Source organism: Halocella sp. SP3-1 (assembly GCF_003953885.1).
Lineage (GTDB): Bacteria > Bacillota > Halanaerobiia > Halanaerobiales > DTU029 > Iocasia > Iocasia fonsfrigidae.
Genome location: NZ_CP032760.1, coordinates 670,743 through 692,722, shown reverse-complemented (window position 1 = coordinate 692,722; position 21,980 = coordinate 670,743). Strand labels below are relative to the sequence as shown.

20 protein-coding genes, 3 tRNA genes and 1 other RNA gene are annotated in these 21,980 nt (G+C 37.6%); 1 reads left to right on the top strand and 23 read right to left on the bottom strand.

The window, feature by feature from the left end; all coding sequences use genetic code 11:
• Window positions 1-7 precede the first annotated feature (7 nt).
• Together D7D81_RS03265 and D7D81_RS03260 are read right to left on the bottom strand one after the other, a co-directional pair.
• The gene (locus tag D7D81_RS03265; RefSeq protein WP_125987265.1) at window positions 8-937 is read right to left on the bottom strand and encodes a glycyl-radical enzyme activating protein; all 930 of its coding nucleotides are present in this window, start codon (window positions 935-937) and stop codon (window positions 8-10) included.
• Window positions 938-999: 62 nt separating this feature from the next.
• The gene (locus D7D81_RS03260; RefSeq protein WP_125987263.1) at window positions 1,000-3,411 is read right to left on the bottom strand and encodes a glycyl radical protein; all 2,412 of its coding nucleotides are present in this window, start codon (window positions 3,409-3,411) and stop codon (window positions 1,000-1,002) included.
• Between the two features lie 234 nt (window positions 3,412-3,645).
• Between D7D81_RS03260 and nikR the strand changes: the two genes are divergently transcribed.
• Window positions 3,646-4,062, top strand: a complete 417-nt coding sequence (nikR, locus tag D7D81_RS03255) for a nickel-responsive transcriptional regulator NikR (RefSeq protein ID WP_125987261.1) — start codon at window positions 3,646-3,648, stop codon at window positions 4,060-4,062.
• Window positions 4,063-4,074: 12 nt separating this feature from the next.
• Here nikR and D7D81_RS20200 read toward each other — a convergent pair whose 3' ends face one another.
• The 21 genes from D7D81_RS20200 to nifJ all read right to left on the bottom strand — a co-directional run bounded on the left by D7D81_RS20200 (window position 4,075) and on the right by nifJ (window position 21,933).
• Window positions 4,075-4,719 carry a lyase family protein gene (locus D7D81_RS20200; RefSeq protein ID WP_353622109.1) on the bottom strand — a complete coding sequence of 215 codons (645 nt, stop codon included), beginning with the start codon at window positions 4,717-4,719 and terminating at the stop codon, window positions 4,075-4,077.
• Between the two features lie 11 nt (window positions 4,720-4,730).
• The gene (locus D7D81_RS03250) at window positions 4,731-5,501 is read right to left on the bottom strand and encodes a lyase family protein (protein ID WP_353622093.1); all 771 of its coding nucleotides are present in this window, start codon (window positions 5,499-5,501) and stop codon (window positions 4,731-4,733) included.
• A 21-nt stretch (window positions 5,502-5,522) separates the two neighbouring features.
• Window positions 5,523-6,761 carry a [FeFe] hydrogenase H-cluster maturation GTPase HydF gene (gene hydF, locus D7D81_RS03245; RefSeq protein WP_205739325.1) on the bottom strand — a complete coding sequence of 413 codons (1,239 nt, stop codon included), beginning with the start codon at window positions 6,759-6,761 and terminating at the stop codon, window positions 5,523-5,525.
• Window positions 6,762-6,978: 217 nt separating this feature from the next.
• On the bottom strand, window positions 6,979-7,299 hold the full coding sequence (locus D7D81_RS03240; protein ID WP_125987257.1) for a DUF2508 family protein: 321 nt from the start codon (window positions 7,297-7,299) through the stop codon (window positions 6,979-6,981).
• Between the two features lie 10 nt (window positions 7,300-7,309).
• Window positions 7,310-7,756 (bottom strand): DMT family transporter, encoded by a 447-nt coding sequence (locus D7D81_RS03235; RefSeq protein WP_125987255.1) that lies wholly within the window; start codon window positions 7,754-7,756, stop codon window positions 7,310-7,312.
• Between the two features lie 136 nt (window positions 7,757-7,892).
• A complete protein-coding gene (locus D7D81_RS03230; RefSeq protein WP_125987253.1) occupies window positions 7,893-9,200 on the bottom strand; it encodes a cation:proton antiporter in 1,308 nt (435 codons plus the stop codon).
• Between the two features lie 41 nt (window positions 9,201-9,241).
• Window positions 9,242-9,703 (bottom strand): CBS domain-containing protein, encoded by a 462-nt coding sequence (locus D7D81_RS03225; protein WP_125987251.1) that lies wholly within the window; start codon window positions 9,701-9,703, stop codon window positions 9,242-9,244.
• Window positions 9,704-9,707: 4 nt separating this feature from the next.
• Window positions 9,708-10,655 (bottom strand): 1-phosphofructokinase family hexose kinase, encoded by a 948-nt coding sequence (locus tag D7D81_RS03220; RefSeq protein WP_125987249.1) that lies wholly within the window; start codon window positions 10,653-10,655, stop codon window positions 9,708-9,710.
• A gap of 312 nt (window positions 10,656-10,967) precedes the next feature.
• Window positions 10,968-12,260: a cation:proton antiporter gene (locus D7D81_RS03215; protein WP_125987247.1), complete on the bottom strand. Its 1,293-nt coding sequence runs from the start codon at window positions 12,258-12,260 to the stop codon at window positions 10,968-10,970.
• Window positions 12,261-12,320: 60 nt separating this feature from the next.
• Entirely contained in the window at window positions 12,321-12,782 is a 462-nt protein-coding gene (locus D7D81_RS03210; RefSeq protein ID WP_125987245.1) for a CBS domain-containing protein, read from the bottom strand.
• 4 nt (window positions 12,783-12,786) lie between these two features.
• The gene (locus tag D7D81_RS03205; RefSeq protein ID WP_125987243.1) at window positions 12,787-13,734 is read right to left on the bottom strand and encodes a 1-phosphofructokinase family hexose kinase; all 948 of its coding nucleotides are present in this window, start codon (window positions 13,732-13,734) and stop codon (window positions 12,787-12,789) included.
• 130 nt (window positions 13,735-13,864) lie between these two features.
• Window positions 13,865-14,461 (bottom strand): recombination mediator RecR, encoded by a 597-nt coding sequence (gene recR / locus D7D81_RS03200; protein ID WP_125987241.1) that lies wholly within the window; start codon window positions 14,459-14,461, stop codon window positions 13,865-13,867.
• Window positions 14,461-14,769: a YbaB/EbfC family nucleoid-associated protein gene (locus D7D81_RS03195; RefSeq protein WP_125987239.1), complete on the bottom strand. Its 309-nt coding sequence runs from the start codon at window positions 14,767-14,769 to the stop codon at window positions 14,461-14,463. Before D7D81_RS03195 ends, recR begins: the two co-directional genes overlap by 1 nt.
• Before the next feature lie 32 nt (window positions 14,770-14,801).
• Window positions 14,802-16,541, bottom strand: coding sequence for a DNA polymerase III subunit gamma/tau (gene dnaX / locus D7D81_RS03190; protein ID WP_125987237.1), 1,740 nt, complete (start codon window positions 16,539-16,541; stop codon window positions 14,802-14,804).
• Window positions 16,542-16,580: 39 nt separating this feature from the next.
• Window positions 16,581-16,845, bottom strand: an RNA gene (gene ffs, locus D7D81_RS03185) — signal recognition particle sRNA large type.
• Between the two features lie 16 nt (window positions 16,846-16,861).
• A tRNA-Ser gene (locus D7D81_RS03180) sits at window positions 16,862-16,953 on the bottom strand.
• 151 nt (window positions 16,954-17,104) lie between these two features.
• A tRNA-Ser gene (locus D7D81_RS03175) sits at window positions 17,105-17,196 on the bottom strand.
• A 54-nt stretch (window positions 17,197-17,250) separates the two neighbouring features.
• Entirely contained in the window at window positions 17,251-17,541 is a 291-nt protein-coding gene (locus tag D7D81_RS03170; RefSeq protein ID WP_125987235.1) for a hypothetical protein, read from the bottom strand.
• 54 nt (window positions 17,542-17,595) lie between these two features.
• On the bottom strand, window positions 17,596-18,048 hold the full coding sequence (tadA, locus tag D7D81_RS03165; protein ID WP_125987233.1) for a tRNA adenosine(34) deaminase TadA: 453 nt from the start codon (window positions 18,046-18,048) through the stop codon (window positions 17,596-17,598).
• 42 nt (window positions 18,049-18,090) lie between these two features.
• Window positions 18,091-18,167 (bottom strand) — tRNA-Arg (locus D7D81_RS03160).
• Between the two features lie 232 nt (window positions 18,168-18,399).
• Window positions 18,400-21,933 carry a pyruvate:ferredoxin (flavodoxin) oxidoreductase gene (gene nifJ, locus D7D81_RS03155; protein ID WP_125987231.1) on the bottom strand — a complete coding sequence of 1,178 codons (3,534 nt, stop codon included), beginning with the start codon at window positions 21,931-21,933 and terminating at the stop codon, window positions 18,400-18,402.
• Window positions 21,934-21,980 lie beyond the last annotated feature (47 nt).

Sequence of the window (21,980 nt, the reverse complement as noted above, 5' to 3'; positions counted from 1 at the left end):
TTCACCCCTAACTAGCATCAATCTGAATCTTAACTCCATGTTCTTTTCCAAAATCAAGCAAATAATTTAATTCTGCTTTGTTGACAGCCTCCAGGCCTTCTAATTCGTAGCTCCTACCCAGTCCACAATATTTATTTGTTCCTAACCGGTGATAAGGCATAATCTCAATTCTTTTTACACTTGCTAAATCTGCAACCCAAGCCATAATCCTTTTCTGTATTACATCATCACTATTACAACCTGGAATAAATGGTACTCTTACAATTATTTTTTTTTCTTTTAAGATGGTATCTAGCTGTTTAAGGTTTGCTAATATTAAATCATTAGATATCCCCGTATATTCCTGGTGCAAATCAGGGTCAATGTGTTTAATATCATAAAAAATCAGATCTAAATACGGAATTATTTCCTCTATACATTCCCATTTTCCATATCCACTGGTTTCTATAGCAGTATTAATCCCTTCCTTACTACAGAGTTTTAACAAGTCCCGTGTAAATTCCGGCTGTAATAGTGGTTCTCCACCAGTTAAAGTAATTCCACCCCTAGAGTTATCATAAAAACTCTTATCCCGTCTAATAGTATTCATTAATTGTCCAACAGTAAGCTCTTTACCAACTAATTCCCTGGCTTCATAATAGCAACGTTCAACACATTTACCACATTGATTACATCTGGCACTATCTACTACCAGACCAAAGCTTTCATCTTGTTTAATAGCATCCTGAGGGCAAATTTCTATACATCTGCCACAGCCACTGCATTTATTCTGATAATATATAAGCTGGGTTTTTTTTAATTGAGACTCTGGATTAGCACACCACTTACATCTTAAGGGACAACCTTTTAAAAAAATTAACCCACGAATACCGGGCCCATCTGCTGTAGCAAAGCGTTTAAGGTCAAAAATTATCCCTTTAGTTCCTGAATCGACCATTTCTATTCCTCTCCTGAAAGTATTCTTAAGGGCTGTATTAATAGAGCCCTTAAGATAATTATTTAGTTACTAAATTCCATACGCTTAATAATATCGTCCTGTAATTCTTTATTAAGAGGCGTAAAAAATGCGCTATACCCCGCAACCCTGACCATTAAATTACGATAATCTTCTGGTTTCTCCTGGGCATCTTTAAGGGTTTCATTTCCTATTACATTAAACTGTATATGATACTGATTGTTATTGAAAAGTGTCTCTATTATTCCAGTTACTCTCTCTTTACCCACTTTGCTTTTTAAAATGTTTGGGCTCAGTCTTACATTAAAGATTGCCCCCTTTTGGAACCAGATACTCGGCAACTTACTTACAGAATTAATAGTTGCAACTAATCCATTTCTCTCTACCCCTGTTGCAGGTGATACCCCATTATTTAGAGGTTTTTGAGCTTGCCGTCCATCTGGTGTAGCCCCAACAGCATTACCAAAAGCTACATTACCTGTTACCGAACTTTGACTTAAGGCATATGTCCCTGGAATTGGTCCTTTGCCATAACGAGAATTCTTAAATTCATGATGATAAGTGGAACCCATAAAATCATTGATTAAAACAGTCCATCTATCTGCTTTATCATTATCATTTCCAAATTTAGGTGTTTTATTTAGCAGCATTTGTCTTATTTCTTCACCAGTAGGATCCGTAGTATCATCAGTAAAATTAGTCTCCAAGGCATGCTGTAACTGGCTACCTGTTAACCAACCTTTATTAAAAATAACTGTTTCTATAGCAGCTAATGAATCCCCTGCTGTCATTGCCCCCACAGTCGGCCCACCATCAGCAGAATAAATTGAACCCCCTTCAATAAGTGATTTACTCCTTTTAATACAATCCTGTATAAGTGAGGATCTAAAGGCATTAACATCATGTAGCATATGTAACTCATCATTTATATGCTCTGTTATAACCTGTAAATTCATATAATAGCGCAACTGTTTTTTAAATGCCTTCATAACCTCCTGTATATTATTGAAAGTAGTTAGATCACCATCCCCTGGTAAAAGAGTGATCCCTGTTTTAGGGTCTTTCCCATTATTTAAAGTTATTTCAAGTATTTTAGCAGTATTTAACCAGGAGCCTTTTGCTGCAAAATCCCATTTCCCTGGTATTGATGCTTCTATACAACCTACAGGTGCCCAGTTGTAACAATCCTCATTTTTTACACCCATATTTTTTAGCATCCTTATAACCCCTAAATCATTATAAAAAGCAGGCTGTCCACCAGAATGATTTTGTACAACTTCTAGAGCTCTTTCCATAAAATCTTTCGACGTTCCTTCAAACCACTTTAAGGAAACAGATGGTTTAGGCAACTTTAAATTCTCTGTTGCAGCTAGGATGATATAAGTTAGTTCATTGACAGCATCCTCACCTTTTGCATTTTGACCCCCTATAGCAAGATTTTCTGCCATATGGTAACCAGGAAAATATTCTGTATCAGGCCAGGAACGTAATTTATTTACCTCATTTGTCTTTATAAAGAAGGTTTCTACAAGTTCAAGTACTTCATCTTTATTAATAATCCCATTTTCAAGATCCTTTTTATAAAAAGGCCATAAATATTGGTCAAACCTACCTAATGAAATTGCATGACCGTTTGTCTCAATTTGAATAGCCAAATGGACAAACCAGACCGATTGGAGGGCTTCCCAGAATGATGTAGCGGGCTTTTCTGGAACTCGCAGACAATTACTGGCCATAATTTCTAGCTCTTTTTGACGCTGTTTATTGTTGGTATCCACTGCCATTTGTCTAAGTTTATTTGCAAAACGATGGGCAAAATCAATCACAGCCTTATTAGTAGTGATTACCGCCTTTAAAAACCAATATTTCTTTATTTGAGCTGGTTGTTTAAGATCCAAACTAGCAATAACCTCTTCAGCTTGCCTGATAAATGAGCTTAAACCATTATTAAGTATAACACTATAGTCAGGCAATATGTTGCCTAACCCCCCTGCTGATACCCAGGTTTCATCAATTGCACCCATCTCCCAGGCCTTATTCGCCTCTTCTGGTAGTAGTTCCTTTAAATTTTTAAATAAGGTTTTGCCCTGCCAGTAATCAATGATCTCCATTAATTCATTGCTAGTTTTTTTATCACACTCAAATTTATCTGATGGCCTTTCACTAAAATGATATGGATTACCATTTAACTCATCCTTGATCCACTCTACAGAATATTCAGGAAAAACAGGCGCCGAACGAGGTTTGCTTGCCTGATTACCAACAATTAATTCATCTCTCCTTACATAAAGTGTCATCTCTTTTAACACCTTACTAAAAGCCTCAGCCCTTCTTTTAACAATAGGCTGGCCAACACTTTCTTTCATAGATTCAGTAAATATTTTAGCTCTTTCTGAACAAATTGCTGGTATAGTGTTCATTAATTTATCCCTTAGTTTCTTGGTTCTCTCACTCAACAACATCACCTCCTAAAATGTAACAATATAACATTTTTTAACATTGAAATTCAATAATCCCTGACAAAACAACTGTAACCGGTTACATTAATTATATAATATCATGTCTTTCTCTGTTTGTCAACTTTAAATTTTATTTACTTTAACAATTTTTTGATAATTCACTAAAGCAGGAGTAAACCCCTCCCTTATAGAATAATTAATATAAGCTGTTCTATCTAGGGAGTGATTATAATGTCTAAAGTAATCCGCACCGGTGTTTCCATCGAAGAAAAACTTTTAAAGAAATTTGATAAACTAATTGAAGGGACATATAGCAATAGATCAGAGGCCATTCGTGACCTCATTAGAAACAAAATAGTTGAAGAAGAGTGGCTGGACAGTGAAGGAAAAGTAATTGGAACCCTGACACTACTATACAACCACCACCAACGGGGCTTAAACAAAAAAATGCTGGATATCCAGCACAACTACCACCACATCTTTAAATCAAACCTTCATCTCCATCTAAGCCACGATTTTTGCCTGGAAGTCATGATCATTGAAGGGGAGCCACTTAAAGTCCAGCAGGCAGCTGAATCCCTTATCGGTTTGAAGGGTGTTAAACACGGTAAACTAACTATCTCAAGCAGAGGGGAATCCTTTAAATAATACAGGAAGAACTTAATCACTATTTTTAATATTAATAATACCCGGTCTGGTCATCGATTCCCTCTCCATAATCCTGGCTAATTCTTTCCTGCTTAAAAGCCCTTCAGAAAGTACTACCTCTGTCAGGCTTTGAGCTGATTCTATTACTTTATGGGCCAGTTGACTGCATTTATCATATCCAAGATAGGGAACCAGAGCAGTAACCCCGGCCAGACTGTTCTTCAGTAATTCCTCGCACCTACTGATATCAACCTCAATTCCTTTTATACACTTACTCACAAATATGTCTACCCCTTTCTGCATAATTTCCATAGCATTTAAGAGCTTATGGGCTATCAAAGGGGTAAAGGCATTCAGTTCCAGCTGGCCATCCCTTGCTGCCAGGGTAACTGCCTGGTCACTGGAGATAATTTCAACAGAAACTTGATTAATCAATTCACAGATAACTGGATTTACCTTGCCAGGCATAATTGATGACCCGGCCTGAACCTCTGGTAACCTTAACTCAGCTATCCCACCCCTGGGGCCTGAAGAGAGGAGCCGCAGGTCACTAGCAATTTTATTTAGATTTACAGCAGCCGCCTTAAGCAACCCTGATACCTCTACAAAAACATCCATATTCTGGGTGATATCTATCATGTTTTCTGCCTGAGCCAGGCTAAGGCCTGTTACCTGCCGTAATTGCTGGTAAATTTTAAAGATATAAGTCTGGGGGTATTTAATCCTGTACCAATAGCAGTCCCCCCAAGATTAGTCTTTTTTAACCTCTCTTCTATCTTATATAAACGCCAACGGTCCCTGCCAATAGCCTCAGCATAAGCAGCAAATTCCTGTCCCAGAGTGATCGGAAGGGCATCCTGCAGCTGGGTCCGGCCTAATTTTACTACCTCAGCAAATTCCTTCTCTTTCTCCTGTAAAGCCCCCTGTAAAGAAGCAAAAGAATCTGTCAAAGGTGCCAACAATTTAAGGACAGCAATCCTTAAAGCAGTAGGATAGACATCATTGGTCGACTGACCTTTGTTTACATCATCATTTGGGTGGATTAACTGATAAGACCCCTTTTTTTCTCCCATAATCTCCAGGGCTCTATTGGCAATAACCTCATTCAACATCATATTAGTTGAGGTTCCTGCCCCACCTTGATAGGCATCAAGCTTAAACTCCTCCCTTAGGCCGCCTTCCATAATCTCCTCACAGGCTTGTATTACAGCCTCTGCCTTTTTTGCTGGCAGGAGATCAAGTTGTTGATTAGTAATAGCTGCAGCCTTTTTTACTGCTGCTATTCCTTTAATTAACTCTGGATGAACCCGGAAAGAGCTAAGCGAAAAATTTTCCATTGCCCGCAGGGTATTAATCCCGTAATAGGCTTCTACTGACAACTCCTTTTTACCAATAAGGTCTGATTCAACTCTCTTATCTTTTCCCTTATTTAAAGACAAATCAACTCCCCCCCCCCAAATTTAACCCTGTTCCTCATCAAGCCAGATTGAATGTATAGCAGTAAAGGGTTTTAAAGCCCTATCAAGAATACCATGTAACTGGGCAATCGCCATCCCATAATTTATTACTGGAACACCAGCCTGATGGGCCTCTCTCAGTCGAGAAATTACTTCCCTCCGGTTTAACATACACCCACCACAATGTAAAATCAAGTCATAATCATTCAGGTTTTTAGGGTATTCACGACCAGAAACATGATCAAACTTTAGTCCATTACCAACCTTTGACCTGAGCCAGCGGGGAATCTTTACTGTACCAATATCATCAGCCTGCCGGTGATGTGTACAGGATTCAGCTATAAGGACCCTGTCATCAGCCTTTAGTTCTCTTAGTTTTCTAGCCCCCTCCAGAAACATCTCCAGATCACCTTTATAACGGGCAAAGAGAATTGAAAAACTGGTCATTAATATATCATCTGGGACATCAGCATCTACCTTCATAAAAGCCTGGGAATCTGTGACAACAATCTTCGGTTTTTCTTTCAACTTACTTAAAGTCATTTTCAGTTCCCGTTCCTTATTTACAATTACAATACCATCATGATCCAGGACATCCCTGATTGTCTGTACCTGAGGTAAAATCAATCTCCCCTTAGGGGCTGACAGGTCAATCGGGGTAACCAGTATCACTATATCCCCGGGATTAATCAAATCACCAATAATAAATGGTTCTTCATAATCTTCTGGGGCATTCTGGACAATCTTATTCCGTAGATTATCAATGCCTTTCTTTTGCAATGCACTAACAGTAATAGGCTCCTGATCCCATTCTTCCTTAATTTGCCTAGTGAGCCCTGAGATTTCCTCCTGACAGATATCAGTCTTATTAATCAGCACCAGAATAGTAATCTCATTTTCTTGTAGATGACTATAGAGCCTTCTTTCAAATTCAGTTATACCATAGTCTGCTTCAATAACAAGTAGGGCCAGATCTGTCTTGCGGATAACCTCCATAGTCTTTTCAACCCTGAGCTCACCTAAGTCTCCTGTATCATCAATTCCAGCAGTATCAATCATAACCACTGGACCCAGTGGGAGCAACTCCATTTTCTTATAGACAGGGTCAGCAGTAGTTCCAGCTACTTCAGATACCAGGGCCAGCTTTTGATTTGTAAGGGCATTAATTAAACTGGATTTCCCAACATTACGACGGCCAAAAACAGCAATATGAGGCAGATTAGCCTGTGGTGTATCCTGCATAAATATCACTCCTCCTATTTTTCAACAAAACACAAAAAACCCTACCAGATAATTAACAGGTAGAGATAACTTTACAAAACAAACCCCTTCCCCTGTTCTCAGGACAACCCTCAAACCCAGGAAGAAAAATATAAAACATATAAACAGGTTTTTTATTTTGTTTAGATTAGTATATCACAGTATCTTATTTTGTACAAGGTTTCACAAGAATTAAAAGTTATAGATTCCCTGATTCTTCTTTTCCCCTGATTTTTTTTAAATAGAAGATATACTTTCTTTCAGCAGCCTGAACTAAATAGGCTGCATGATCAATCAATTCAGGTGGTTCTGAGACATTATTAAAATACTGTTTCGCCTCAACCCATTCCTGATATGCCTCTTCCAGTTCTTTATATATATCAACCTTATTATTGGGCAATTTTGCTCGGTCGAATTCAGTTTTAGAGATAAGCCAGGACTCCTTAAGATATCGATAAATTTCTTTACTTTTAGCCAAAAAATCACTCAATTGATTTTTTAAGGTCATCAATTCCATCATTTAACCCCTTTCAATTATGCAACAATAAACGCACCCCTGCAGCCAAAAAAAACACCCCTACCAGCTTAATCCAGGTAAATGGGATCTCTTCCAGCCCAAAAATGCCAAAGTGATCAATAAAAGAAGCTGTTAAAACCTGTGCGGTAATTATCGCAGTGGTTGCTACAGCTACCCCTAGCTTAGGAATAGTAATTATCACCGTATAACTTATAATTACCCCCAGTAAACCACCCAGATAAAGATACCAGGGGATTTTTCTCCACTGGGGGATATTAATTTTATTCAAATTTATAAGAATAAAAATTAACAGGACAATTACAGCAGTAAAATGAACAATAAATGAGGCCTCCAATATACCTGTCTTTTTCCCCAGTACAGCATTAAGTGACCCCTGTACTGCCATAGAAAGTCCTGCCAGGGCTGCTAAAGCAAGATAAAGTAATGGAAATCCAAACACTACAACACCCCTCTTTCCCAATTATTTTTTACATAAATAAAAAACTTTATACAGAAAATAACTTTTGACTTAATAAAATAGGGCAGCCAATTTCACAGCTGCCCTGCATACAATCCTTTAATATAATTATAAAAAATTAAGCATTCTCTTTTCGTACTCCCTCTTCTAAACCATGTGCTTCACCAGCTTTGACTACCGCATATTTGGTAGCAAATGGTCCAAATACCTCAGTAAGTGCTGCTGTAAATAACAACACATTAAAAACCAGCAAACCAACTTCAGGAACTGCTATAAAATCCTGCTGCACAGTATAGGCCATTGCTATAGCAACACCACTCTGCGGTAACAAGCCTAAACCAATATATTTCTTGACTTTATCTGGTGCCTGTCCCAAAATTGCCCCTAAAGAGGCACCTGACACCTTACCTATAACCCTGGAGATTAAATAAACAAAAGCAATGATCAAAAAACTACTTGAAGCTATACTTGCCAACCTTATCTCTGTCCCAGCCAGAATAAAAAATAGAGCATATAAAGGTATTGTAAGTATGTCCATATAATTACCTACACCAAGGTTTTTCCTGGCAAAGTTACGAAAAGCAAAACCAACTGCCATATTAGTTATTAAGGGAGACAAATTCAGTAAAAGCGCCAATGCTGATCCACCTATAATAGTTGTGACTAAAGTTAAAATTTTCTTAGTACTATCCTCAAAGGTACTTATTAAACTTTGGGAAAGGTAACCGATAATCAAGCCAATAAATAGAGAAGCAAAAATCTCTATCATCGGTTCTCCCAATAGATGGCTAATAGCCAGGGAGCCACTCCCACTATATTGCGTAAGAGCAATAGGTTCTATTAGACTAAAAATTATCAGGGCTATAGCATCATCTATCCCTATTACAGCAATGATCATTGCTGTCAGTACACCTTCAGCTTTATATTCCTTAAGTACCATTACAGTTGCAGCTGGTGCTGTTGCTGAAGATATTGCCCCCAATATTAAAGCCAGATATAGCGGCTTACCAATAGCAAGTACCGCTATTGTTACTACAAGAAAAGCTGCTATACATTGTATAAAGGCAATAAACATAATCGGTTTACCCAGACGTCTTAACATCTTAACCGAAAGCTCAGTACCAATAGTAAAAGCAATAAATGCCAGAGCTATATTAGTCATATACTCAAAGTTGCTCAAGGTAAAAAAGTACCATTCTTTTTGTTCTGGACTTATAAAAGGGAGGGCACTTATAACATCATGACTAAATAACATACCCAAAAAAACATATCCAACAACAATAGGAACCCTATACTTTTTAGATAATAAGACAACTAATAAAGCCATAAAGATTAAAAAACCTACCACATAAATAAATTTATTGCTAGCCTGATTTAATACAAACCACTCCCCAATGTCCCGCAATTTATCAATTTCAAAATCCATTTATTACACCTCAGTATCTTATTAAATTATAGTCTTATTTTTTATTCATCCTGTTTATTACATACCTTTAATAAATAATAGAGTAAATCTGCCCGGGAAATATAACCCCTCAGATTTCCAGACTCATTGACAACAAAAAGTATCGATTCTTTATTATCTAACATAACATCTGCAATTTTATACATCTTGTCATTTTCCATTACAACAGAGGTCCTGGTTGACATATATTCTTTAACCCCTCTTTCCTTAACCTCTATCAAATTTTCAGCTGCCTGATTAACCTCATATAATAAACGATTATTAACAAGGTAGCCATACTTCTCTGGAAGGATATTCTTTAATATGTTTTCACTATAAATAGTCCCTAAAAATTTGTTCTCTGAATTAACAACTGGTAATACCGACATCTCGGCCTTATACATAATTCTAATGGCCTCTTTTATCTGATCATCCTCACAAACCGAAACCAGGGTGCGCATCATATAATCCTTAACTATACCCAAGTGGCTACACCTCCAACTCTTTGATTTTAATTCTATTTAGATTATCTTTGATCAATTCTTTATCTTTAATAAAAATACTTCTGTTTTCTGCCACAGTAAGTGCTGCTGCTGCCCCATACCTATTGGCCTCTATAAAGTCAAAACCTTTACGGGCTATATAGTCATAAAATCCAGCATTATAAGCATCACCAGCACCTAACCAGTTTCTAAGACAAAAATCTACCGGTGTTAAAGAATAAGCCTTGCCATCTATAAATAATAAACGATCACAGTGGTGAGGAATAACTACACTATGGGCACCCTCCTCTAACAATCTATAACCCATTTTTACATAATCCTCAAATTCCACAACCTCCTGGTCAAGTATTTTTCTAGTATGTTTAAAGTATGGACTAACTACTTTTGGCTTTTCCTTTAAAGCCCGATTTAAGCTCTCTCCACTGGCCTGTAGGAAAACATCCTTATCCTGGTCATTACAAATACTAATCATTCTTTGATATATATCAAAATCTACACCCTCAGGTATTGAGCCTGCCATAATAATCAGATCACTATCCACTATAGCCCTTTTAAAACGTTTAATCAGATCCTCAACATCTTTTTTAGTCACCCTGTAAGAATAATCACTATAATGGGTAAAAGTTACCGGATTTTTTGAAATAATAAAGACATTATTCCTGATCTCGTTTTCGGTATAGATATAATTTGTCGTTATCTTATACTTCTGGACCATCTTTTCAAAAAACAATCCCTGTTTACCACCTACAAAACCTAAATTCTGTACATCTGGGTATCCCATGTATTTTAAATCAATTGCTGTTAAAAGACCTTTCCCACCAGGGTATACCCTGATATCCTTTTTATCATAAAGGTATTCATGTCTTTTAGCCACATGTTCTGTAACAAAATATTCCCTATCTATTGCTGGATTTAAAGTAACTGTGGTTATCATAATTATCCCCCCTTAATAATTATGTTACGTCAGATTTCCGCCCATTCCTAGGGTATAAATCTTAATTTATTATATCATAAAAAATAAACACTAGTAAAATTATTCTAAATTTAAAAAATATAAGTACCAATTTCCTGGACATTAAAAAAGAGAATCCTTTAAACAAGGATTCTCTATCTTTTGAACAAATTTAAACTTATTTTAATCAATTCATTTCAAATATATTAACATAATATGAACACAAAAAAGCCGTTTTTCGTTACAAGACAAGTTTTTTAAATAAGGCTCTTTCATAATAACCCTTTTGCATAATTAAGTGTTTGTGATACTTTCCCTTGCTTCACCTGATTTTATTAGAGCATATTTGGTAGCAAATGGTCCAAATACCTCAGTCAAAGCTGCTGTAAATAAAAGTACATTAAAAACTAATAAGCCAATCTGAGGTGCTGTAACGAAGTCCTGTTGTACGGTATATGCCAGTGCAATAGCAACACCACTTTGAGGTAATAATCCGAAACCTATATATTTCTTAACCTTATCTGGTGCTTTACCTAAAATAGCACCTAATGAAGCACCTGATACCTTGCCGATAATCCGAGAAATCAGATAGACAAAAGCAATCATTAAAAAACTAATTGAGGTAATACTTGTTAAACGTATCTCTGTCCCAGCTAGAATAAAAAACATAGCATACAAAGGTATCGTAAGTATATCCATATAACTACCTACACCGAGATTTTTCCTGGCAAAGTTACGAAAAGCAAAACCAACTGCCATATTTGTAATCAAAGGAGAAAAATTTAAGAAAATAGCAAGGGCTGAACCCCCTATAATTGTTGTAACTAAGCATAAAATTTTCTTAGTATCATCTTCAAAACTGCTTATCAACATCTGGGAAAGATATCCTACTACTAAACCAATAAAGAGTGAACCAAATATTTCCAAGAAGGGTTTGCCTAATATCTGTCCCAGAGAAAGATTACCCCCACCTTTAAGTTGAATAAGTGCAATAGGTTCTACTAAACTAAAGATAATTAGTGCTATAGCATCATCTATCCCTACCACAGCCAATATTGATGAGGTTAATTCCCCCTCTGCCCTATATTCCTTGAGTACCATAACTGTAGCTGCCGGAGCTGTTGCTGAAGCTATTGCTCCCAATACTAAAGCCAGATATAAAGGTTTGCCAATAGCAAGTACAACCAAAGTTACTATCATAAAGGCTCCAGTGGATTCCAATAAAGCGATAAATATAATAGATTTACCTAATTGCTTCAAGGTCTTAATAGAAAGCTCTGTCCCAATAGTAAAAGCAATAAATGCCAGAGCTATATTGGTCAGGTAACCCAGATTATTTAACGCAAAAAAATACCACTCTTTCTGCACTGAGCCTATAAAAGGCAAAAAGTTTATAACATCATGACTAATCAACATACCCAAAAAAACATACCCAACAACAATAGGAACCCTATACCTTTTAGTTAATAATACAACTAAAAAAGCCATAATAATTAAAATTCCTAGCACATAAATCAGTTTATTATTAGCATGGTTTAGTAGAAACCATTCTCCAAACCCCCGCAATTTATCAATTTCAAAATCCATCTTCACTTACACCTCGGTATCTTATTGAATTATTGAATTATTGAATTATTGTCTTATTTTTTATTCATCCTGTTTATTACAGACCTTTAATAAATAATAGAGTAAATCTGCCCGGGAAATATAACCCCTCAGATTTCCAGACTCATTGACAACAAAAAGTATCGATTCTTTATTATCTAACATAACATCTGCAATTTTATACATCTTGTCATTTTCTAATACAGCAGATGTACGAGAGAACATATATTCACCAACAGTTCTATCCTTAATCTCTTCCAAATTATCAGCTGCCTGATTAACCTCATATAATAAACGATTATTAACAAGGTAACCATACTTCTCTGGAAGGATATTCTTTAATATGTTTTCACTATAAATAGTCCCTAAAAATTTGTTCTCTGAATTAACAACTGGTAATACCGACATCTCGGCTTTATACATAATTCTAATGGCCTCTTTTATCTGATCATCCTCTGAAACTGAAACCAGGGTGCGCATCATATAATCCTTAACTATACCCAAATGGCTACACCTCCAACTCTTTGATTTTAATTCTATTTAGATTATCTTTGATCAATTCTTTATCTTTAATAAAAATACTTCTGTTTTCTGCCACAGTAAGTGCTGCTGCTGCCCCATACCTATTGGCCTCTATAAAGTCAAAACCTTTACGGGCTATATAGTCATAAAATCCAGCATTATAAGCATCACCAGCACCTAACCAGTTTCTAAGACAAAAATCTACCGATGTTAAAGAATAAGCCTTGCCATTTATAAATAATAAACGATCACAGTGGTGAGGAATAACCACACTATGGGCACCCTCCTCTAACAATCTATAACCCATTTTTACATAATCCTCAAATTCCACAACCTCCTGGTCAAGTATTTTTCTGGTGTGTTTAAAGTATGGACTAACTACTTTTGGCTTTTCCTTTAAAGCCTGATTTAAGGTCTCTCCACTGGCCTCTAAGAAAACATCCTTGTCCTGATCATTACAAATACTAATCATTCTTTGATATATATCAAAATCTACACCCTCAGGTATTGAGCCTGCTATAATAATCAGATCACTATCCACTATAGCCCTTTTAAAACGTTTAATCAGATCCTCAACATCTTTTTTAGTCACTCTGTAAGAATAATCACTATAATGGGTAAAAGTTACCGGATTTTTTGAAATAATAAAGACATTATTCCTGATCTCATTTTCGGTATAGATATAATTTGTCGTTATCTTATACTTCTGGACCATCTTTTCAAAAAACAATCCCTGTTTACCACCTACAAAACCTAAATTCTGTACATCTGGGTATCCCATGTATTTTAAATCAATTGCTGTTAAAAGACCTTTCCCACCAGGGTATACCCTGATATCCTTTTTATCATAAAGGTATTCATGTCTTTTAGCCACATGTTCTGTAACAAAATATTCCCTATCTATTGCTGGATTTAAAGTAACAGTTGTAATCAAGCTAACTCCCTCCCTCTATAAATATTTTATCCATATATTATTTTCGCTGTTAGTTTATAATATCCTCTTTAATTAAAAAATTTTAATCTTTAATAAATAATAAGTAGAACTACCATCATGATAGTCCTACTTATAACTCTCTCCTACCCTCTAAAGCCTTTGATAGGGTTACTTCATCAGCATATTCCAGGTCACCACCCACCGGAAGACCGTGAGCAATCCTGGTTACTTTAACCCCCAGTGGTTTTAGCAGTTTAGCTAAATACATAGCCGTCACATCACCTTCTGCATTAGGATCAGTGGCTACAATGACCTCATCAACCCCTTCCTTGAGACGGGGAATTAGATTTTTAATCCTGATATCATCAGGCCCTACTCCATCCATTGGGGAAATAGAACCATGTAAAACATGATAAAGACCATTATATTCACCTGTTTTTTCCATAGCAATTACATCTTTAGGACTCTCTACCACACAGATTAATGATCTGTCTCTCTCCAGTGAAGAACAAAAATTACAGGTCTCTTCTTCCGTCAGATTATTACAGACAGAACAATACCTTATATTCTCCCTGGCATCAAGTAGAGCCTGGGCTAGTTCATTTACCTCACCCTTATTACGCCCCAGTATAAAAAAAGCCAGACGCTGTGCAGTTTTAGGACCCACCCCAGGCAACTTACTTAACTCATTGATTAACTTCCCCATAGGACGGGGATAATATCTCATTAAAACATCCCCGGGATATTCATCCCGCCGGTTAATTTGCCCATCTCTTCATTAACCATATCTGAAATTTTACGCATACCTTCATTAACAGCTGCCAGGATCAGGTCTTCCAGCATTTCTACATCTTCAGGGTCAACAGCATCAGGGTCAATCTTTATATCCAACAATTCCTGTTTCCCATTTACAACTACTTTAACAACCCCACCTCCAGCAGTAGCCTCAACCGTCTTTTCTTTTAATTCATCCTGCATCTTGGCCATCTTCGCCTGCATCTGTTGAGCCTGTTTCATTAGTTTATTCATATTCACCGTTATAAACCCCCTTATTTTTTTAACAAAAACTAAGTCCCTTTATCTTCTAATACTTCATAATTAACCTTTATTACTTCTCCTTCAAAAAAATCAGCTACCCTAGCAACAAGGTCATCTCTATCATCTTCTCTATCTCCATTATTGCTCTCCTGCTCAGTCAGTTCTTTTTTTTTAGCCTCAGCTAGTTCTTCTCCTCTCAGCTTAAAAACAAGCTGGCAGTCTGTACCTAGTACAGTCGTTATCACCTTTTTAACAAGGTCTAACTTCCTGGCAGCAGCATTTTTATGAAAACTCTTATCTTCTGGAAATTCAATACTAAGACAATTATCTATAACAGCCTCTGGTTTTCCCTCCAGTAGATAGGCCTGAACACTTATATCTTTCTCCTTTATTTTTTCCAGAATAACAGGCCACAGCTCCCTTACCTGTTCAATAGTAATAGTAATATTACTATTCTCGGCAGGTCCTGTATCTCTTTCTTTCTTCTTAACAACATTTTTTTTATCTTCACTCTTATCTTCTATTACTGACGGTTTTGTATTATTAACCGTTTTTACTTCCTGACCTCCCTGTTTATCAACCGAAACTGGAGGTCTTGCCTTTCTTTTACCTTCAAGTAATTCCTTTAAAGCAAGCTCTAAGCTGGCTATCCTGGATTTTAATGCAGTAAGGGAATCACCCTGGTCTAAAGCAGCCAATTTTATTATACCCATTTCCAGGAGTATCTGCGGCTGTTCTGTAAAAACAAAATCTTTTTTAATCCTTGTTAACTCCTCAATAAAGTTTATTAATAAAGATATGTCAACTTTATTACTTTCCTGCAGTAGTTCCTCTATTCTCTCTTCGGGGAGGTCAAGAACACTTGTTTTACCCCCACATTCCTTGATCAAAAGTAACTGCCTGAGGTATCCAATTAAATCATCAAGCAAAACAGACAGGGCATTACCCCTATCAATAATCTGGTTTAATAATTCAATGGCAGCAGCCGTTTCTTTATTTACTATTTTATTAAATAAATCAACCAATACTGTGCTATCTACCTTACCAAGCATCTCCTGCAAGCGATTTTCATCTAATTGACCATTTGTAAAAGAAATTGCCTGATCCAGTAGACTTATCGCATCCCTCATACCACCATTAGAACTACGGGCAATAAGGTCCACTGCCCCTTCATGATAGGTCACAGATTCAGCCTGACAAATATATTTTAATCGTTTCTTAATATCTTTAATAGTTATTAAGGAAAAATCATAACGCTGGCAGCGGGAGAGTATGGTATCGATTACACGGTGTGGTTCAGTAGTAGCCAGAATAAATACGACATTTTCGGGGGGCTCTTCTAATGTCTTAAGCAGGGCATTAAAAGCCCCTTTAGTTAACATATGTACCTCATCTATAATATATACTTTATAATCTCCTTCAGTAGGATAGAATTTAACCTTTTCCCGGAGATCCCTTATCTCGTCAATACCTCGATTTGAAGCAGCATCTATCTCAATAACATCCAGGGACTGCCCTGAATTAATCTTCTGACATGCCGGGCATTCACCACAGGGGTCTATAGTTGGCCCCTTAACACAATTTAAAGCCTTAGCAAAGACTTTAGCAGTAGATGTCTTACCTGTTCCACGTGGACCAGCAAATAGATAGGCATGGCCGATCCTACCGGTCTGCAATGTGTTCTTCAAGGTTTTAACTACATGCTCCTGGCCTATCAGCCCCTCAAAATCATCGGGACGATACTTCCTATATAATGATAGAAAAGCCATAGGATCACCTCCCTAAAACTTATTATATGTATAAAAAGGCCGTACACCTACCTCGAATCTCCCTTCCCAGGCGTTACCTTGACAGTTAGCTCGAACCAGGCACCCTTACGGCACATGAAGGCATTTACTTACCGCTGCTTCCTCCCGGACCTGACGGGGTTCATAAAGCTTCATTGCGTAAGACCCGATTGTCAACACCACTTATCAAGGCCGGACCCCACAAAGGAAAATCCTCAGCTCGGCTTCAATCCTGCTATAGCGGGTTGCAGGTTACAGGGTACCGCTACCCCCCCATTTAGTACGGCCAAATCTTATCTATATGGCGGAGAGGGAGGGATTCGAACCCTCGGTAGGCGGTAACCTACACTCGCTTTCCAGGCGAGCCCCTTAAGCCAGACTCGGACACCTCTCCATATTGGGATGTAGGAAGTTGGAGGTTGGAGCTTGGAGTAAACCCTTTAAACCCTTAAACCTACTTATTTACTTCCTTAAACTTATTATTATACTTTAAACTTAAAGACTACTTGCTTTAAACTAAATTTTACATCTTCAACTTCTTATCATGGCGGAAGGGGAGGGATTTGAACCCTCGAGACGTTTATGCGTCTACTCGATTTCGAGTCGAGCGGTTTCAGCCAGACTCACCCACCCTTCCAGAATGGGCTCTATCTATAATTTGATTTACTAATTGTTTAATTGCATAATTATATCAACTAATCTTAAGCTTTTCTTTAATATCAGAAATATCTAAAGTATTTTCTGCAATCTGTCGCCTATTGGTAGTCTGTGTCCTTTTAATATCTTTGACGTCTTTAGCAATCTCATTTACCTTTTCTTCTAAACTATTAAATCTTGTTTCTAAACTATCAAACCTATTTTCAAGCTTATCAAACCTATCCTCAAGCCTGTCAAATCTGTTTTCGAGCCTGTCAAATCTCTTCTCCATAGATTCCCTAAAATTATAAAACCCTTCTAGTAATTCAGCTAACTTATCACTCATTCTTTGACCCCCCCCAGGTTTTAAAATCACCTTTATAATAAAAATACCTATCAATTACTTCCGGAGTTTTCTAAAAAACCCCTTCATCAAGTCACCACATTCCTCAGCCAGCACTCCAGCTTTAAGCTCTACCTGATGATTTAATCTCTTATCTCTTACAATATTATAAAGGCTGCCTGCTGCTCCAGCTTTGGGGTCCTTAGCTCCATAAACCAATCTTTTAATACGAGCCTGAACAATTGCCCCAGCACACATCGGACAGGGTTCTATGGTTACATAAAGACTACACTCATCTAAACGCCAACTATTTAAATTTGCAGCAGCATTCTTGAGGGCAATAATCTCAGCATGGGCAGTAGGGTCATTAGTGTTTTCCCTTAAATTATACCCTCTACCGATAATTTCTCCCTTAGAGATAACTACAGCCCCGATAGGGACTTCCTCAATCTCCAGGGCCTTGCCAGCTTCTATTATAGCCAATTTCATATACTCTTCATCTTTTTTCATAAAATAAACTTACACCACCTGGTGTAAATCCTTAAATTAAAATGGCGTGCCCGGAAGGAGTCGAACCCTCAGCCTTCTGATCCGTAGTCAGACGCTCTATCCAGTTGAGCTACGGGCACCTGTTATCAGCAAATATTATATTAACATAAAGAACATAAAAAAGCAAATCTTTTTTTGATTTTTAAAGTACTTTAAAGTACTTTTTAAAGCACTCTTGTCCAAGCACAACTAAAATTGTACTATGTCTTAAGAAAAAAGTCAAGATGAATTTTCTGCTAGATAATTAAAAGGTATTAAGACAGTAGTCTCCCACTGCCTTAATACCTTTATTTGGACAATATATATCCAGGGTTATTCATTTCCCTTAGCAAAAGAAGACTCCAGACGTTTATAGGACTCATATCTAGCCTTAGCATCTTTTTCGGCTTTTTGGAAATATTCTTTAGCAATTTCAGGGAAGGTCTTTTCAAGTGATGTATAACGAACCTCACTCTTAAGATAATCCTGGAATGATTCAGTAGGTTCTTTAGAATCTAAACTAAATGGATTTTTACCTTCTTCTTCAAGCTCAGGATTAAACCTATATAGGTGCCAGTATCCTGCTTGAACAGCATTCTTTTCTTGCTCAACACTGCAGCCCATACCAGCTTTAAGCCCATGATTTATACATGGAGCATAGGCAATTATCAGGGACGGTCCTGGATAAGCCTCTGCTTCTTTAAGTGCTTTAAGGGTTTGATTCATATTGGCACCAAGGGCAATCTGAGCAACATATACATAACCATAACTAATTGCCATCTGTCCAAGATCTTTCTTGCGTATCTTCTTACCAGAAGCAGCAAATTTAGCTACAGCAGCAGTTGGTGTAGCCTTGGAGGACTGACCACCTGTATTGGAATATACCTCAGTATCAAAGACCATTACATTGACATCATCACCAGAAGCAAGTACATGGTCAAGACCACCATAACCGATATCATAAGCCCAGCCGTCTCCACCGAAGATCCACTGTGACTTCTTGGTCAGGTATTCCTTCATATCTAAGATTTCAGCCGCCAGATCATTGTCTGCATATTTACTTAATACAGGAATCAACTGAATTGTTGCTGCCTTGGATTCTGCACCAAGGTCCTTATTACCAAGCCAGTTTTGTAAGGCATCATTAAGGTCTTCACCTAAGTTGGCTTTAATAAGTTCCTGTGCTAAATCAGCAAGTCTATCCCTATTTTGTTCCATACCCAGATACATACCATAGCCATACTCGGCATTATCTTCAAAGAGTGAATTAGCCCAGGCTGGACCGTGTCCGTCTTCATTGGTTGTATATGGTGTACTTGGTGCTGAACCACCCCAGATTGATGAACAACCAGTAGCATTGGCTATAATCATTCTATCACCAAACAACTGTGTTATTAACTTAGCATAGGGTGTTTCACCACAACCAGCACAGGCACCTGAGAATTCAAGTAATGGCTGACAGAACTGACTACCTTTAACAGAGTATTTGTTCATTAACTCATCTTTAATAGCTATATTGTTTATCGCATATTCCCAATTTTCTTGCTGATTATCAATCTGTTCCCCAGCAGGTTTCATTTCCAGGGCACCTACAGGACATACATTAGCACAAACACCACATCCCGTACAGTCTAAAGCACTGACCTGAAGTCGGTATACTAAACCTTCAAACTGTTTACCCTTAGCCTCTTTGGCGGCAAAACCCTCAGGGGCATTAGCAGCCTCTTCCTCATTAAGCAGGAAGGGTCTGATTACTGCATGTGGACAGGAGATAGCACACTGGTTACATTCAATACATTTATCCATCTGCCACTCAGGTATATTAATAGCAATTGCACGTTTTTCATAAGCAGAAGTACCCTGTGGGAAATGTCCATCTTCGCAGCCAACAAACGCACTTACAGGCAGGTCATCACCCTTCTGCTGGGCAATTGGTTCCAGTATATTTTTAATAAATTCTGGTTTGTCTTCCTCAATTGTAGCAGCAGCTTCACTACCGATATTGGCCCAGTCAGCTGGTACTTCAACTTTTTCCAGGGCATCAAGGGCCTTGTCTACTGCATCATAGTTCATCTTTACAATCTTGTCTCCCTTATGTCCATAACTTTTCTTAATCGCCTCTTTCAGGTATTTAACTGCTTCATCTACAGGAATAATTTTGGCCAATTTAAAGAAAGCAGTCTGCATAACCATATTTATCCTGCCGCCAAGACCTACTTCAGCAGCTATCTCAAAGGCGTTTATAATATAAAGATCAATATTATGCTCAGCCAGATATTTTTTAATACCGGCAGGGAGTTTTTCATCTAATTCATCTTTAGACCAGGTACAATTAAGCACAAAAGTCCCACCATCTTTTAGTCCATCCAGTAGATCAAACTGGTTGACATATGATTCCTTATGACAGGCTACATAATCAGCTTCTTCAATTAGATAAGTAGATTTAATTGGATTATCTCCAAAACGAAGGTGTGATACTGTTACACCACCTGATTTCTTGGAGTCATAGGAGAAATATCCCTGGGCATATTTATCAGTATTGTCACCAATAATCTTAATAGCATTCTTATTAGCACCAACAGTACCGTCAGAACCCATACCCCAGAATTTACAGCGTACAGTTCCCTCGGGGGCTGTATTTATTTTATCTCCTAATTCTAATGATGTATTAGTAACATCATCAACAATACCAACAGTAAAATTGTTTTTAGACTGGTCTTGCTTGAGATTTTCAAAAACAGCCTTAATCTGTGTTGGTGTAGTATTTTTAGAACTCAGACCATACCTGCCACCAACTACAATAGGTGCATCTTCTTTATCATAGAACAGGCTCCTTACATCTTCATATAAGGGTTCACCTACAGCACCCGGTTCCTTCGTCCTATCTAAAACAGCAATCTTCTTGACTGTTTCAGGCAGTGCCTCTAATAAATATTTTTCTGAGAATGGACGGTAGAGACGAACCTTAATAAGTCCAACCTTCTCACCCTTACTGGTCAGATACTCAACAGTCTCATCAATGGTATCTGTTACAGAACCCATCGCAATAACTACATATTCAGCATCTTCTGCACCAACATAATTGAAAGGACGGTATTCCCTACCTGTGACCTTACTAATCTCTTCCATATAATCTGCCACAATATCAGGCACAGCATCATAAAAGCTGTTACAGGATTCACGAGCCTGGAAGAAGATATCTGGATTTTCCGCAGTACCCCTTGTCACAGGACGTTCAGGATTTAAACTATTGTGTTTGAATCTCTTAACCGCATCATAATCAACTAACTTAGCTAAGTCATCATAATCCATAACCTCAACTTTCTGTATCTCATGTGAGGTGCGGAAACCATCAAAGAAATGTAAAAATGGAATACTGGACTTAATAGCTGCCAGGTGGGCTACACCAGCTAGATCCATAACTTCCTGGACACTACCTGAAGCTAGCATAGCAAAACCTGTTTGTCTTGCTGCCATTACATCAGAGTGATCACCAAAAATCGACAATGCCTGGGTTGCCACTGAGCGAGCACTTACATGGAATACACCAGGTAATAATTCCCCAGCAATTTTATACATATTAGGGATCATTAACAGCAATCCCTGAGAAGCAGTAAATGTAGTAGTCAGTGCCCCGGTTGCTAAAGAACCGTGTACTGCACCAGATGCCCCTCCTTCAGATTGCATCTCAGTAAGCTTAACCCGCTGTCCAAAAATGTTCTTGCGACCATGAGCACTCCATGTATCAACATATTCAGCCATAGGTGAAGATGGAGTAATAGGATAGATACCAGCTACTTCAGTAAAGGCATATGCCACATGAGCAGCAGCAGTATTACCATCCATGGTCTTCATAGTTTTACCCATTTATTTTTTCCCCCCATTTATATAATGTAATAATGTATATTTACATT